At 44.2% G+C, this 15,907-nt stretch carries 14 protein-coding genes and 1 pseudogene; 8 read left to right on the top strand and 7 right to left on the bottom strand.

The features are described 5' to 3' along the window. Positions 1-56 precede the first annotated feature (56 nt). A pseudogene (locus tag HRU42_RS21160) lies at positions 57-229 on the bottom strand (aspartate carbamoyltransferase); the annotation flags it as partial. 700 nt (positions 230-929) lie between these two features. On the opposite strand from HRU42_RS21160, the gene HRU42_RS07930 reads away from it, so the two are divergent. The 6 genes from HRU42_RS07930 to HRU42_RS07905 all read left to right on the top strand — a co-directional run bounded on the left by HRU42_RS07930 (position 930) and on the right by HRU42_RS07905 (position 8,146). After that, positions 930-1,688, top strand: coding sequence for an SPOR domain-containing protein (locus tag HRU42_RS07930; RefSeq protein ID WP_295030078.1), 759 nt, complete (start codon positions 930-932; stop codon positions 1,686-1,688). 123 nt (positions 1,689-1,811) lie between these two features. Further along, on the top strand, positions 1,812-2,432 hold the full coding sequence (locus HRU42_RS07925) for a DUF4402 domain-containing protein (RefSeq protein ID WP_295030076.1): 621 nt from the start codon (positions 1,812-1,814) through the stop codon (positions 2,430-2,432). A 71-nt stretch (positions 2,433-2,503) separates the two neighbouring features. Next, the gene (locus tag HRU42_RS07920) at positions 2,504-2,980 is read left to right on the top strand and encodes a DUF4402 domain-containing protein (protein WP_295030075.1); all 477 of its coding nucleotides are present in this window, start codon (positions 2,504-2,506) and stop codon (positions 2,978-2,980) included. 131 nt (positions 2,981-3,111) lie between these two features. Next, positions 3,112-3,954: a molecular chaperone gene (locus HRU42_RS07915; RefSeq protein ID WP_295030074.1), complete on the top strand. Its 843-nt coding sequence runs from the start codon at positions 3,112-3,114 to the stop codon at positions 3,952-3,954. Positions 3,955-4,140: 186 nt separating this feature from the next. Then, positions 4,141-7,143, top strand: a complete 3,003-nt coding sequence (locus tag HRU42_RS07910; protein ID WP_295030073.1) for a sporulation protein — start codon at positions 4,141-4,143, stop codon at positions 7,141-7,143. A gap of 214 nt (positions 7,144-7,357) precedes the next feature. Then, complete coding sequence (locus HRU42_RS07905) at positions 7,358-8,146, top strand: SPOR domain-containing protein (RefSeq protein WP_295030072.1); 789 nt, start codon at positions 7,358-7,360, stop codon at positions 8,144-8,146. Between the two features lie 381 nt (positions 8,147-8,527). Here HRU42_RS07905 and HRU42_RS07900 read toward each other — a convergent pair whose 3' ends face one another. The 3 genes from HRU42_RS07900 to HRU42_RS07890 all read right to left on the bottom strand — a co-directional run bounded on the left by HRU42_RS07900 (position 8,528) and on the right by HRU42_RS07890 (position 11,839). Beyond that, positions 8,528-8,653 carry a hypothetical protein gene (locus tag HRU42_RS07900; RefSeq protein ID WP_295030070.1) on the bottom strand — a complete coding sequence of 42 codons (126 nt, stop codon included), beginning with the start codon at positions 8,651-8,653 and terminating at the stop codon, positions 8,528-8,530. Between the two features lie 698 nt (positions 8,654-9,351). Further along, complete coding sequence (locus HRU42_RS07895; protein ID WP_295030068.1) at positions 9,352-9,900, bottom strand: hypothetical protein; 549 nt, start codon at positions 9,898-9,900, stop codon at positions 9,352-9,354. A gap of 268 nt (positions 9,901-10,168) precedes the next feature. Continuing rightward, the gene (locus HRU42_RS07890) at positions 10,169-11,839 is read right to left on the bottom strand and encodes a chloride channel protein (RefSeq protein ID WP_295030119.1); all 1,671 of its coding nucleotides are present in this window, start codon (positions 11,837-11,839) and stop codon (positions 10,169-10,171) included. Positions 11,840-11,964: 125 nt separating this feature from the next. Between HRU42_RS07890 and HRU42_RS07885 the strand changes: the two genes are divergently transcribed. Together HRU42_RS07885 and erpA are read left to right on the top strand one after the other, a co-directional pair. Then, positions 11,965-12,747 (top strand): DUF6776 family protein, encoded by a 783-nt coding sequence (locus tag HRU42_RS07885; RefSeq protein ID WP_295030067.1) that lies wholly within the window; start codon positions 11,965-11,967, stop codon positions 12,745-12,747. A gap of 94 nt (positions 12,748-12,841) precedes the next feature. Further along, on the top strand, positions 12,842-13,213 hold the full coding sequence (erpA, locus tag HRU42_RS07880) for an iron-sulfur cluster insertion protein ErpA (protein WP_295030066.1): 372 nt from the start codon (positions 12,842-12,844) through the stop codon (positions 13,211-13,213). A 121-nt stretch (positions 13,214-13,334) separates the two neighbouring features. Here the strand turns inward: erpA and HRU42_RS07875 are convergent, their stop codons facing one another. The 3 genes from HRU42_RS07875 to HRU42_RS07865 form a co-directional block, all read right to left on the bottom strand. Next, on the bottom strand, positions 13,335-13,748 hold the full coding sequence (locus HRU42_RS07875) for a hypothetical protein (protein WP_295030117.1): 414 nt from the start codon (positions 13,746-13,748) through the stop codon (positions 13,335-13,337). Positions 13,749-13,890: 142 nt separating this feature from the next. Further along, complete coding sequence (locus HRU42_RS07870) at positions 13,891-14,262, bottom strand: DUF2750 domain-containing protein (protein WP_295030064.1); 372 nt, start codon at positions 14,260-14,262, stop codon at positions 13,891-13,893. A gap of 468 nt (positions 14,263-14,730) precedes the next feature. Beyond that, entirely contained in the window at positions 14,731-15,852 is a 1,122-nt protein-coding gene (locus tag HRU42_RS07865) for an anhydro-N-acetylmuramic acid kinase (protein ID WP_295030063.1), read from the bottom strand. Between the last annotated feature and the right edge of the window lie 55 nt (positions 15,853-15,907).

The following is a 15,907-nucleotide window of genomic DNA, read 5'->3' as shown; positions in this document are numbered from 1 at the left end:
AATTCATAGGTTGCTTCGCGTGAAGGAAAAGGCTCTGCCTGAATGCGTGTTCGCTAGAGTATATCAGCCCAGCCTAAATTGCCTTCAAGTTGATCAGTTATTGTGATCTTATGCCCAGCATTTCTATGCACCCGATCATAAAATCAGGCATAGGCAAGCGCTTGGGGGAGACGAGCGTGAAACTGACATTTTAATACATGCAGAGTCGGCACAACAGGGAGCGAACCGTGTCTAAAGCCTCTCATCTAGAATGGCTGGCACTATAGCAAAAACAGTGTGGCTGTGGAATATCCGCAGGGCTATTGATGGAGCCTATATTGACAACCCTATACCCGACAGAATTTATAAATCGTCTTTATGAGCTTACTGTTTATTGTTGCTGTTTGTTTCTCAAATTTATTTAAACATTTAATTTTAAAACATCTTTGTGATGAAGGTTTGATTTCTGTTTGTTCGATCTAAATATTAGATTTAATTTATAAGTGGTAATTGTTTCCCGCCACCTAATAAACTTTTATATATCTGTCATGAAAATGACTTCGGGATATAAATAATAAGCGGTAACGATTATTTTTTGACATGTTAGCCGATTAATAAATATACATTCGAGCACTTAAAATTAATGATGTATTACTTTAATACGAGGTTTTGCTGGTATTTTAAACGCTATGAGGTCAGGTTAAATCATTATAAGCAAGTTAATAGTTACTGATTATTAAAAATTCTGTTTAATTTACTGCGTCTTTGTGATGCTTATCACAATTTGTATCAATGATACATGTGTTACGTGGTTATATAAATAAGTTGGCATCATTTTGGCATTATCTTGATGAGTGGTGAAGCTTGTTTTGAGAAGGTTAAGTTTTAATGGTGGCTTTTCTGTTTGAATATTGAACTATTTTTATTTGTTGATTTTAGAGGGCGCAGAGATGGCTAACATGAGCCAGAACATTAAGCGAATATTATTTAAGCAGTTTGATCTTCACTGCTTGCGTTTATCAGCGTTTATGCTGGCCAGCTTCTGTTTTTCCAACTGTTTTGCTGATGATGTATCGCTTCAAAGATATGATAATCAAAGGTTTGAAGCGCTTTCTTTGAAGTTTGAGCAACACTTGAAAGAGTGGGAAGAGTGGAAAGAGTTGCGCCCTGCCATTAAACGGTTAGTGAGTAGTGAGGCTGATTTAGAGTTTTTGATCACTGAGTTAAGCAAGATGTCTAAGCTCAAGGCTAACCCGACAGCCGAACAGTTGAATAATGAAAAAGATATATTCGTGGTCAATAAAGAAACAGTTAATGGCCAATCTAAACTATCTGTAAAAAAGTCAGTTTCACAAAATGAAGCAGCAGAAAATAATTTAGTTGTTACTAATGTTAAATCATTTATTGACTCACGAATGACAAATGTAGAGCAGGGCGAACAATTTTCGATTCATTTAGCATCATTTGTTAGGCTGAAAAATGTACAGTCTAGTTGGTTGAGTTATCAAGCTAGATATCCGGGACTATTGAAAGACCTATTGCCATATTCAACAGATATTATAAAGGGTGAAACTCGATATCGCAGGCTGTTAGCCGGAGTCTTTAAGTCAAAAAAACATGCTCAAGAAGTCTGTGCTGGTCTGAAAAAATCTAATCAATATTGTCGAGCAGTTAAATATAATGGAGAGTCAATGATAAAATATTACTAATAAGAGAAATAAATATTAAAGTTGTGTATTATCGTGTCGATAACAAAGTAAGTCTCATTAGAGATGGATTTTAACGTAAAGAAAATTGTCGACAGAATATAAATTCATATACGGAATAAAATTATGACTAACGTAAAAACATTATCTAAAGTTATTGCCATTGCTTTGTTAGCGGCGGGTTCAACTCAAGCTACAGCTGAAGAAACTGCGCCCTCTACGGCGACTGTAAAAGTCCAAAATGCTTTTGATCTGGCGCAAGTAACTGGAATTGACTTCGGTACTATTCGTGTCACTTCAGATATCGGCACTGCTACTGCTACTGCTGAAGTTGCTACGGTTACAATCTATGCGAATGGCGATAGCCCTTCAGCTGACAGTAAAGTAAAGGCTTCGGCACAGGTTATTGTTGATGGTGCTGCAGCGACTTATACCATAGCTAAAGTCGCACCATTCTCAAAACTGGAGCTTACGCTTCCAGCTGATGATGCCGTCACACTTAAGGCTGCTTCAGCGCCAAGTGAAACATCTAATTTTCTTTTAAGTGGTTTTGAGGCTTATATCACATCTGGTGCAAACAAAGGAAAAGCCTATGCAGCTAAGAATCTAGCCGCTGATTCAGAAGGTAATGTTACCTTTTCGGTTGGTGCAACCTTGAAAACCGACAAACGTGGTACTGAGGGGGCTATTACTGCTTATGTTGATGGTGATTATACTGGTACTTTTGATGTCGTCGTATCGTACTAACCTGTAATGAACTTCGTATGTAGAAGGCAGGTTTGTATACCGACGCCTTCTACGTACCATAAGAGAGCTGAATGCATTTTATACGAATCACTAATATAAAGTTATTGTTTGGAATCTGTTTATTTGTATCTTCGGCTCAAGCAGCCGTGGAGCTCGAACAGGCTCTTGACTTCGGTACCATAGTGATAATAGATAATTCTTCAGTGGGCACTATCAGTGTTACACCAAGTGGCAAAATCGATTTTAGCCGACATTTTCGGGTGTTAACACTAGGGCATGCCGCTGAGTTCACATTAAGCCAGTATCCAAGCTATAAGATGTTATCCATTGGTGCTGCTGTTATGCAGGCCCAGACTCAGGTTGCATCGGGGCTCGGTACACAGCAGTTCACTTTGGTCAGTGTCAAAACCGACACGTCGGTTGTTACCGATAGTAATGGTATGGCAAGTGTGTTTATTGGTGGCACATTGCAGTCCTCGGGAGATCCCCGTGGCCATTATATTGATACTGAATATCAGGCACGTTTGCTAATGACCATCGATTATTAACCATGATTATAATGTAATTACTCCTACATTAATTACCATATGATTATTTTAAATGTCGACATTAATCTGTTGATATTAATATATTTTAAGTCATGTTTGCGGTAGCTACTTTGCCAATTTAAGAGGAAGAGATGAATAGTCTGTTATTTCGAGTAATAAAGTGTTCGCTAATATTGATATGTTGCCATTCGGGCTACTTGCAGGCGAGCCTGCTTATTTCCCCAACACAGGTTACTCTTAACGACCGCGAGCGTTCCACGTCGTTAGTCTTAATTAATACCGGCCAAGAAACCCGTACTTATCGATTGAGCTGGCAGCAAAAATCAGTACTAGAAAATGGTAGTTATCATAACCTAACCGAGGAAGAAGCTAAGACTTTTCCGACGGCCAGCGGCATGATTCGTTTTAGCCCTAAGCAGGTGACTCTCAAACCCGATGAGCGCCAAACCATTAGACTTGCGGTGCGTCGTCCAAAGGGCTTAGCAGATGGCGAGTATCGCTCCCATTTATTACTAAAAGCATTACCGCCCAAATCACCAGAGTCTAGTAATGTCAATGGAATCAGAATCAAACTCAATGTCGTCATGAGTTACTCGCTCCCCATTATAGTGCGCCAAGGCGAAATTGATGCGAGCGTGGCTTTAACTAGTGTAACGCTGGCAAAAGAGAAAACATTCCCCCGTGCAACCATTACGGCGCTGCTTAACCATAGCGGCCGTAATTCCGTGACCGGTAATATTATTGCATACTGGCAGCCGTCTCAAGATGCTCCTGAACAAATCGTTGCAAGAGTTCACGGCTATACAGTTTACCCTGAGCTTACACAGCATAAAATACAGTTAACTTGGCCTGATTATACTCCAGCGAGAGGGAACTTACGCTTGGCCTTTGAGGGCGTAAAAGAGTTTAATGGTGTGCTGCTGGCTGAAAAATCGATACTGGTGACTCTGGATTCTATAAAGACAGTGCCATAATGAATAAATTTTCGAGTTAGATTTTTTATGCGAATCGGCGCTTTACCTCTTCGGTTTTATGTCTTGACCCAGCCTTGGGTCAAGACCTTGGTCACCCATGCCTTCCGGGCTAGGTCCAAAGCGTTTATTGCTATTTCAGCTTCCAGCGTTTTGATGTTTAAAATGTTGGCTTTTGGGATTTTGTTCTTGGCAACAGTAACCCATGGGCCACTGCAGGCCGCAGTCGATAGTTCAGTTGCTAATAAACTCACCAACCCTAAGGTTCAGTTACTGCTAAAACGTATCGGTTTGCAATATCAGCGTACTGATGAAATCATCCTATCGGAAGTTGCTGTTGCCTCTGAGTCGGTGGTGCGTATTCCCGTTGGTGAAGAACTATTACTGTCTTTATCTGTGGACAAGATTGCACTATCTGAAGTCTTTGCCTTTAAGAGTGCTGAAGATGCTCAACTGGGGCTTATGGGGCTACTTGAGTTACTTGATTTTCCTATTGAGGTAGACCTTGAGCAACGCAGAGCTGAGGGGTGGTTTATCAGTGAGGATCGACATTTCCTGCTTACCTGGCCCGAAGAGCTGAGTTCTGAGACTGCACCTGCACAGGTCATAATCAATGGTCAATCTAGTGTGATCAGTAGCCAGAGTTTACGTTCTGAAAGCGATGACTTATATATAGACGCCGATATACTCTCAGACTGGTTTGGCATTGGCATGGAATTCGATTTTGTTGACCTTACCTTAAAATTACATCCGGAAACACCTTTACCCGTACAGCGGCGCTGGGCAAGAAAAAATAGAAAAAGCTCTACACGCTCAACGTATAGCAACATAGCCGTACTCCCCTGGCGTGAGTCTACCTATCAGGCATACTCCCATCCCTTGGTTGATGTTCAACTCTATGGCAGTACCTCTAATAATGGCCTGGTCGGAGGTTATTCTGTACTGGGAAGTCAGGATTTAGCTTACCTAAATGCCGAATACTATATGGGGGGTAATGATGCGGATATTATATCCGATCTTCGCTTGAAATTGACAAAAGAATCTACTAAAGCAGATTTATTAGGGCCATTGCGTGCAACACAATATCAATTAGGCGATATCACGCCGGTAAACGCTGGCATTGGCAATACCGGCGGCTTAAGTCGTGGAGGACGTTTTTCTAATTATGATATCGGCCGTGTTGTTGATCATGACAAAATAAATCTAAACGGTGATATTCAGCCTGGATGGGACATAGAGTTATACCGAAATGGACTATTTATAGCGAGTCAGCTCAGTTTGAAAAATGGCCGTTATGAATTTAACGACATCGAGTTATTATTTGGTGATAACCAGTTTGAGATGATTTTTTACGGCCCCCAGGGGCAGGTGGAGACCAAGAGCAAACAGGTATTTGTGAATAGCAATGCTTTAACGTCCAAAGAGAGTAATTATGGTGTGTCTGTCACTGAGGTGGGGAAGAGCCTATTTGGTATTTCAGGGCTCGGCAAAGTAGGACATCAAGGCTGGTTGGTATCCGGATTATACCAACAGGGGGTCACTGATTGGCTTTCTTTTAGCTTGGGTCATGCCAGTATGCTCGCTAAAGATGGGGATGATAAGCAGAGTTATTCATTAGGTAGTAATATGAGTCTGTTTGATAATTTGCTATTACAAGCCAGTTATGAAATTGAACCAGATGCTGTTCAGCAGGGATTGTTCTCGGCACGAACTCGTATTGGCGATCATTCTTTAGGTTTACGTTATAACTGGCGACAAACAAATTTACCCGATAATATTTTGCAGGATTCAGAAACCAATCAATATGATTTAAATTTGTCAGGACGATTATTTGCTGACTCAGCTCTGCCTCTCAGCTACCAAACTAATTGGAATCACTTTCTGTCGAACACTGGCACACGTCGAGATTCGGTAACTCAGCAAGTGACGTTTAACTCTTATGGCATGTTGGTTAATAATAAGCTGTCTTGGTATCAGAGTGTGAGTCAATTAGATGAAAATGAAAGGATTACAGGCAACTTACGCTTGCAAAGAAGCTTTGGACGCGTATCAACCCGTTTCAGTGCCGGTTACCGATTAAGCCCTGAGAGTGAGCTCACTATACTAAGTTTGGATTCTTACATCCCGATAACATCACAGTTGCAATCAGAGTTAAGCCTAGACTTTTTCCCCATTACGGACAAGTACAACACCGAGCTTGGGCTTACTTGGCACGAAGAAAAATACAGCCTTAATAGTAATATTAACTATGACGATGATGGTGACTGGTCAATAGCCGTTAATTATCGATTCAGCTTTGGCTATGAACCTATCACAAGTCAATTCTTTACTAGCCGTCACTCACTTGCCAATCAGGGATCCATGATGGTAAGGGTATTCGAAGATGAAAATGCTAATGGTGTGTTTGATGAGGGTGAGCCAATTGTAGAAGGTGCTAAGGTTAAAGGGTTGCAGAGCCATCGGCAGGCCTTGAGTAATGAAAATGGGGTAGCCATGCTCCAAGGTATGCAGAATAACTTGACTACCGATATTGTTCTCGATCGAGATAGCTTTGATGATCCCTTCTTACTGCCGGCGATTCCAGGGATTTCTATTACCCCGCGCAAAGGATCCATTGAGGTGATGGATTTCCCGGTAGTAACCGCCAGTGAACTGGAAGGGACCGTATATGTTAAGAATGCTATGGGTACCGAGAAGCCTGCCGCCTACGTGACAGTCAATCTTGTAGATGACAATGATAAACTTATTGCTACGGCAGAAACTGAATTTGATGGTTACTATCTGTTTACCGATCTCTTGCCGGGACACTATCGTGCGTCCATCGATTCCAGCTATATCAGTCGTAAAAAGCTACATGGGGCTGATGAGCTTGAGCTGAGTTTTAAGGCGAGCGGTGATATTATTAATGGCGCCGATTTTACCCTAGATCAGATACAGTTTGCCAAAGGCTATGTGGTTAATCTTGGTGATTTTCACTCGTTAGATATTCTTAAAACCTACTGGGGAATTGTACGCCGAAACCCTGATAACGTACTTACATATGAGGCTTTTTATGTTTTCAATGAAGCTAACGAAAAATATATGCTAAATGTGGCATTTTATAAAGAGTCTGTTCAAGCTCAAAATAGTTGCCAAAGCCTAGCCGCTGCCGGACTTTATTGTAATGTTGAGGCCTTCGAATTTGAGCTCTAGGGGTGAGTGGCGATTTCCACTGACAGAGCATTAATGCCAGCCGTATCACTATAATAGCTTGTCCATTTCATTTATGATGTAGCGTGCTTTAACCCTATGTTGTTACTAGGGACTATTTTTACAGGCTTAATGGATATTAGTTTCTGGTCCTGATGTTGTATCAGGTAACGGAAGCTTTGCTTAACATGATGAGTTTTGGGTGATTCTATTTAACATGAATATTGCGAGTACAAATTTCATATTGCTTTTGAGCTTGTTCATCACTTTGACGGGGTGTGTCAGCTCAACTAAGCAGGCCGACGACACCCAAAGGCTAGATACTCAGCAACAAGAGATAGTGACTAGGGTCGATAGCCTTGAGAAAGGCATGGCCGAATGGCAATTGATGCAGCCCAGCGTGGCTCGTTTGGTGGTGATCGAGAGCGACTTGAAAGAGTTGATCGTTCAACTTGGTGCCATGGTCGAAGACCCTGAATTAGCTCCTGCATTAGAGCCTGAATTAGAGCCTGCAGTCGAGATGATGCAGGCCGTTGAAAAACCTGTGTTGATTGATGTTAAGCAGGCCCAAGAACCTACTCCAGATGTCATCGCCGTGAGTGAGCCCGCCTCGCAGCAGCCTAAGGTGCAAACGGCAGCGGCATACCCTTCGGCGCCCGAGCAACCCATTGAGGTAAGCTTGGCATCCAAGAATGGCTTTCTTGCCAACGGCCATCTAGGTGGTAAATATGCGCTGCAATTATCTTCGGTTACCAATCCATGGGTGATTGAATCATTTTGGCTTAAGTTACAAAAAAAGTATGCGTCAGCGCTAGAAGGGGTAACGCCTACCTATGAACGGGCTAGTGTAAAGGGCAAAACTTACTTTAGAATAAAAGTCGGTCAGTTCAGCAAGAAAAAGCAGGCCACGCAGGCGTGTGCTCAGCTTAAAAACATTGGCGGTTCTTGTGTGGTTACCCTGAATAATGGCGTGACCTATCAGCAGCTCAACATAAAGGATCTCTAATTTTTCAAACTCTGCCTTGTTCAGCTATCCTACGCTAGCTCTGAAACGAGCATTTTGAAGTGGCTTAGATATAATCAGTCACTTCAGATTTTATTATCTGGTCACATCCGGGTCATAACCCGTTCCTGATCCGTTAATCAATCGCTGCATTTTTAAGTTAGCGAGTGCTTAACGCCCATCGTGGTGGGCCATCTACCCGCGACGCTTAGACTGCTTGTTTCTACTTTCGTGTTGCCAAAATTGACAGGATCAGCTATTAATCGTTTGTGATATGTTCGCCTTAACTCTATCTGCGAGTTCGACGACAAGGCGGTTGACGGTATACGATACTGCCGCCTTCATTGATGTCTGAGTTCATGTTAAAGCTTACTATGCTATCGATTATGTTTGCTTGGGCTGCTTGAGTGGGTGAAGTGCCGATTCCAGATAGTCGTCCAGAGGCATAAAGTTAAAATCTCCTTCGCTATAAGACTCTGCCGTTGCGCTAGCCGTGATTGACAGTATCACTTTCTTGTTCTTTAACTTATCTCCCTATGGACCGAAGGCGAAGTTATAGGTGAATACATCATCGAACCATTTTTCATTATGGCCGGATAAGTCGACCAGTAGAGAGGGAATTGAAAATCACCAGATTGGCGTCTATCAGCGCGGCCTGCTCCGTTGCAATATCAATCTTGTAATCTGATATAACTCATCGAGTCAATGTACATGAGTTTTATTTAATGAGCCGAGTATATGGATGATTTTTGAATTTGCCATCGACTAATTAAGATTAGGATGACCTGAAATTACGACGATTTTACTCATGAACGTCCTCTGTATTGAATGGTTGCTGGCTTAGCTGGGATGATAACCGAAATGGTCAGCTTTATAAGCCGAAGATATTGCGTTCGTTCACACTCTGAGCAATCGAGCCATGTCTGTGGAGGTAAAAAACCAGCGAAGACTCCCTCTAGTTTTCCGTTAACATCACTGTGAAGCGAGTTCTGAGCCCAATCCTCCTTAGATATATTCTAGTCAAGTGCAACGGTACGGATAACTTGCGTATGAATAGAAGTGGAGTTAAGGCTTGTGTAACAGCGTCGAGAGCTTAGTTTATCGACGCCAGCGACTGGCGAGCATGTTTATCGTTTGTGATGCCTATGTCCTACATTTATCGGTGTTTAACAAAAGGCAGGTGTTATTCTGCCTTTGGCATTATTCACTTAATCTTCGTAGCTAATTCGCAGACCGTAGAACCGGGTTTCATTTCCGAACCATGTTGTGCTGCAGTTCAGATATCCTGCTCGTAAATGGCCTGTACCTGCATGTTGTACTCTTGGATTTTCAAGTGTGAGATGCCTGTAATCTCCATACAACAATGTCGTTCTGGTCGGTATTAATTTAAAATAATCGATTCTTCCTCCAGGCGAGTAGTTAAGTGTAAGCTCACAATGTGGCAGGTGGGACGGAATGTCAGGATGGTCAACGGGCTTGTCTCTGACAGCGATAGCAGAATCAGTATCGAAATCGATTTGAACCTTAGTGATCGCTTTATCACTACGCAGGTCAAGCAAGCAAGTGAAAGATGCGCCCTTGTATAGGTCATCTTTGACTGTGATCATATTGCGTAATTTGTCGGATTCGACAATGGTGCTGCGGTTCGCTTGCGTTATGCAATTTCCTAAACTGTGTGTCCAAGTTTCTGCAAAGCTAGCAGGAGAAAAGCAGACGCTAAGTGATAATGCAATTCCGACTGAGATGAATTTTTTCACAGTAATATTCCTTTATGTTTGATTGAAGTCGATAACTTTCCGTGAGTCAGTATTATAAGTTGAGATGTTTAAACTAACTTGCTGACCAAGTGGTAGCTTAAGTTGTTGTTATATAGATTTTTTGTTGCGCTTTCAAACATTTAATTTCTAAAGGGAGTGGGGAGTCGCAATTTATATTAAAGGGGTGACAGAATGCTCATTTTGTTTGAAAAATGTAAGCGCTGTCTACTTGGCTTATTGCGGTTTTAAATTTGTTATATTGTTTAAGTTATACCTGTCCAGACTGTATCTCTTGTTGCAATGATGCCCAGCTGATCACGCCGACGATGTTTTCACTGTTGTCTTGATAGACATAGACCTCACCGCGGCGTTCTCGGCAAAGTATTTGGTAGACTTCATTCAGCGTCGCCGTATCGGGTAAGCCCTCGATAGGATGCCTAGTCAGGGCGCTATCACAGTCATAGCGCTGCATTTCTAGTTGTAGCATCTCCATCTGCCCCAGTGCATTGCGGACAAGCACAGAGCGCCCTGCTGCTCGTTTTAATACTTCTAGCAATAATTTCTCGTCATCTTTGACGATAACCAAGCGTCTATTCATCAAGGCGCGCACGCCAGTTTTCATCAGCCCTTGCCTGACAGGTGAAACTTTATAATCGAGGCCCATGATCTCAAGTTGCTTATAAAATAATGATTTCGAATTAAATCCTTGGTGAGCGACCAGGAATGCCGGGATACTGACAAACATGGCGGGTAAGATCATCGAGGCATTGTTGGTTAATTCGAGCAGCGCAATGAGTGCGGCCAAAGGTGCGCCCAGGCAGACGCCCATCATGGCCGTCATGCCAATTATGGTATAGAGGCCGATATAGGGCGCCATGGAAGGGAACGCCGCGGCACCTATGAGCGCCAGTATGGCACCGAGCAGAGCGCCTATACCAAATAGCGGGCCTATGATCCCACCGGGAATACCCAGGCCGAGAGCGGCTATGGTGGCAATGATTTTTCCGATGAGCAGAGCCGTGAGAAAGAGTAAGCTTGGGTGTTCACTGATTGCCCGCTCGATGGCTAGATCGCCACTGCCTAAGGCTTCCGGTAAGAATACACCGACCAGGGTGGTGACCACACCAGCCAAGAGCAGACGGTAAATCAAGGGCCAGTCTTGTCCCTTGGCGGTGACTCTCAACAGTGAGGTGTTAAACAGGGCGGCGACACACCCTATGATCACTCCCGTGATAGCCAGGATCGGGTATTGGGACAGTGGAATGCGAATGAAACCAATTTGTTCATACTCATGAATATTACCGAAAACCAGCTGGCTCGATACCGCGCCGCAGGTGGCCGATATCATGATTGGAAAGAAGTAATGCAGCTTATATTCCCGTAATATGACCTCGAATACGAAAAACACACCGGCCAGCGGCGCGTTGAAGGTTGCGGCTATGCCTGCGGCAATCCCTCCGGAACACATGATACGGACGCTGTTGTCGGGCAGATTAAATTTTTCAGCCAAGACGCTGGCACTGACAGCCCCCAGATGTATGGCTGGACCTTCCCGACCGACGGAGAAGTTAGTGGCGAGCGCGAATAGTGCCTGAAAAAATTGACCCGGGGCCGATTGCAGGGGGACCTTGCCATAGTGAAGCTTCACTCTGTGGAGTACATAGGCGATGCCCATACGCTTATAGCGTTTCGAGCCCATTTGAGCCACTAGCCAGATTAAAAGTGCGCCCAATATGGGTAAAAGCACTCGCCAGTCGCCAAGTATCTCAGTAAACTCGATCTCGCTGGTTTGGGTGTAATTGTTTAGCCAGAGGAGTAACAGCCTAAATAGAATGATGACACCAGAGGCGATGAGGGCAAAGAACAGGGCTAACATACACAGTTGCAGACTGAGCTTAGCCTGAGATAGCTTGTCTTGCAGATCTGTTCTCAGGTACATCTGGCATCGCGTGTAGGTTTTTTTTATTCTGTTTTGCACCTGAGCCTTCCTGGATTTACATTGCCTGCCATCATGTTGGCGGTGAAATTATTTACACATAAGTTATATTAAGAGGTTGTTAGTTAATGGCAAATTACCATCGTTGGCTCGATCGTATTCAAGTGTTAGAGCGAAAAGTTCGACCATCGAGTGTTTACTTACTGCTACTGGTATCGGTCGCCTTTGTCTTGGGGGGACTGAGTTATAATTTATGGTCTGACCATAATCGCCCCGCGCTGGAGAGTAACACAGAACAGTTAGGTAAATTGACTAAGCAGCTGAATATTCAGGCTCAAACTTTAGCGGCCAGAAATCTGGAACTGGCTTTATCCAGAGAAACTAACGTTAAGATGCAGGACTTGTTCGCCGAGCAACACGCTAAAGAGAAAGACTTGCTCAGGGAGCTGGCATTCTATCGCAGTATCATGGCGCCAGAGAGTATTGCCGATGGCGTGGCCATTCACGGATTAGAGTTTACCCCTAATCTGTTGCCGAACCAGTATCGACTCAAGCTCATCCTAACTCAGTTGCAGAAGCGTAAGCAGCCTCTGAAGGGCAGAGCCGAATTTACATTTGTGGGGGTTCAGGATGGCAAAATTGCCGAACTTAGCCTAGCGACACTCACGGGTGACCAGAGTTTGAATTTTAGGTTTCGATATTTTCAGGTGTTGGAGACTGAGGTCACTTTACCGGAGCGCTTTAAACTGTCCAGAATCATAGCTAAGGTCATAGTCCAGTCGAGTCGTTGGGCCAAAGGCTCACAGACTGAAATGGAGTTTTCTGCCCTCGATCTACTTTCTGGAACGAAGCGGGTAGCGACAGACAAAATCGAGAAACCAGTTCAACACTCGACTGAGCCGGTGTTATGATTAATTCATAGAAACGAAATACGGCGGGGTATTACTTGAACAAATTGGTCAGGTATTAGATAATCTCGCATTGTAATTAGATCCAGAGGTACTCATGACTGAACAAACTGCTGAACAAGTGACAGAAACGGACGATGCTTTGCCTATCCGATTTACCGATGCGGCTGCCTCAAAGGTAAAAACGCTTCTGGATGAAGAAGAAAATGATGCATTAAAGCTACGAGTCTACGTCACGGGTGGCGGATGTTCTGGTTTTCAGTATGGCTTCACCTTCGATGAGAAGGTTAATGAGGGTGATTTCACCGTCGAGAAGCAGGGAGTCCAGTTAGTTGTCGACCCTATGAGCCTACAGTACCTGGTAGGTGGTGAAGTCGATTACACTTCGGGTCTTGAAGGTTCACGCTTCTTCGTGAAGAACCCCAATGCCACGACAACCTGCGGTTGTGGAGCGAGCTTCTCAGTATAATCCTGAGACTAACAAAGATTTAAAAAAAGCCAGTTGCATTGCAACTGGCTTTTTTGTGTCCTAGAACCTAAGAACCTAAGAACCTAAGAACCTAGAACCTAAGAACCTAGAACCTAAGAACTTAACTCATGATGTTCATGTTTATCTTGGTATTGAAATAGGCTTTAACCTTAGGGGTAAACGCGACCCAGACTTGAACCATAGCCAGCACAATTATGATGCCGAAGATAACGAAGTCGGGTACCTTTGTTTGTAGTTCACCTAGCTTAAATGTCGAAGGATTGCCGACGAGTAAATTATCTGGATCATACAGGTAGACAGGCAACATACTGACGAGAGCAAGTTGGAGTACCGTATAACCTTGCAGGAAGTACATAGCCGTTCGCTGACGCCCAAGTATGGCAATCACCATGATTATGGTCAGTATGCAAAACAGTTCGCCTTGTTTTGCTATGAGACCGCTAATTGAGGCGATGGCAAAGAAAGCGCATAGGGCGGCAAGCCTTTTAGGCAGAGCGTGTTTTAATACCGGTATAGCAGCCGATTTAGCTTGTGTTTGGAGAGCTTCATCCTTGTCAATTTCACCATTTGTGACTGCATCTAAGTCGTCGCCATTATCGATTGAAGGATCTGAGGTGTCATTTTTCAAGCTGGATCTCCTGTTAGCGAGGGCTAAATTAGTGACGCTGCTTCGGTGTTAGACGCTGCTCTAACTCATAGGGAGGAATAACGACACCTAGGTCATCTTGCACTGGGTATACAGCAACAAATAGATCATCATCCTGCATGCCCGGAACCCAACGTTCCAACCATTCAGATACCGGGATTGCGAGCGGGATGCAGTTTTCCCAATCATCGACAGCCCAAGATTTAGCCGCCTCTTCGCTAGGCCACATAGGAATACAATCTTCCTCTTCTGTCGTTAGCATTACGCAGCCGTCATCATCCTGAAGGGTCCATAGTGTCTCTTCAGACTTTACTTGCTCAACAAAGTAGTCGTAGCGAGCTTCTGGAGTCATCTGGCTTGCATCTTTGGCACTTTTACTCATGGTATCTCTCATTTATTGGGTTTACGTAATCTGGTAGCACGCATTTATCGGGCGATCATATCATTTCGCAGGGAGGATATAGAGTAGATTTTTATCTGTGGGGGAAAAGAATGATAAATGAAAAAGTGCACCGACTCGAACGAGTCGAGTACGGCGCGGCCATTAGGCTTAGTTATACCATTCCATATAAGTATCTGGTCAGTTCAGAGACTCTCAGTTTTTTCAATTCAAGGCACATTGATGAGGAAATGGTTATTCTCTTTTAAGTCAATGTAACACAGAAGTGGAAACACTGAGAGCCTCACGCAGTGCGGGTTTCAAAGCCCTTTATGCTACGTTGAATGTTCTCGATATAGAATAACTATTAGCTTCAAACATTCGCCTTGCCTACAGGGCTTTGAACTCCCGCTGAATGTTCAGATACTTACTCGGAATGGTATTAGTCTTTTGTGTTGAAAAACTTATGAGCTAGGCTGCTGGAAATAACGCGCCTAACACCGCCGTTCGACTGGCTCCTGTGACAGCAGGGAGATTCCCTGGCAGCCTGTTGTGGAAGCGCATGGCAAGCCAGGCGAAAGCGATGCCTTCGACCCATTGTGGGTCAATCCCCAGCTCAGATGTGGTACTCATGGTGTAATTAGGCAAGAGTTTAGCCAGACGTGCCATCATCTCACCGTTGAATGCGCCGCCGCCGCAGACAAACAGCTCTCCACTCTGGGATAAGGCTAAGGTATCTTTGGCTATGCTATGGCAGGTTACATCGAGCAGAGTCGACTGGATATCGGCTTCGTTTAGATAACCAAACGCCGCAGTCTGCTGCTCGAGCCAGGCTTGATTGAACAGCTCTCGTCCTGTGCTTTTGGGGAAGTGTTGAGAGAAGTATGAGTGAGATAGCAGATGCTTGAGCAGCTTCTCATCCGTGGTTCCAGTTGCAGCCCATGCGCCGTTCTCGTCGTAGGCTTGTTGTAACGCCTGTTGGCACCAGGCATCTATCAAGGTATTTCCCGGGCCGGTATCGAAGCCTATGACCTGACGGTCATCAGCAGGTTTGTTTGACGGGAAGAAGGTGATGTTGGAGATGCCGCCTATGTTGAGAATGATCCTTGGCGTGTCTGTGGTGGCAAAGATCTCTTGATGAAAGGCTGGCACTAAGGGAGCCCCTTGCCCTCCTAAGGCGATGTCTTTGCGTCTGAAATCGGCGATGACATCGATACCGGTAGATACTGCTATGGTGTTGGGATCGCCGATTTGCAGGGTGAATCCCATATCTAGATTGGGCATATGTCTGACGGTCTGACCATGGCTGCCAATGGCGATCACTTGCTCTTTGGTAATACCGGCCTTGGCCAGTAGGGCGTTGACGGCCACAGCGAATAACTGTCCAACGCTACGATCGAGTTGTCCTAGTAGATTTATTTCGTCATTGCCCGGGAGGCAGAGGCGCTGTAAACCATTTAAGGTATGTTTTGGAATAGCCTCACTATGCTTGGCTACGAGTCTGGGTTGTTGCTTGCCAAAGTCGACTAAGACGGCATCGACACCATCCATGCTGGTACCCGACATCAAGCCAATATACAAGTCTCTGCTCATTGTAATATTTCCATTTTTGTAGCGAACAAGAAGCCGGGAATATCAGTCATTGCCG

The sequence above is a fragment of the Shewanella sp. genome (genome assembly GCF_013214165.1).
GTDB lineage: Bacteria > Pseudomonadota > Gammaproteobacteria > Enterobacterales > Shewanellaceae > Shewanella.
The sequence above is the reverse complement of the archived record's forward strand: the minus strand, read 5'-3'. Positions and strand labels throughout refer to the sequence as shown.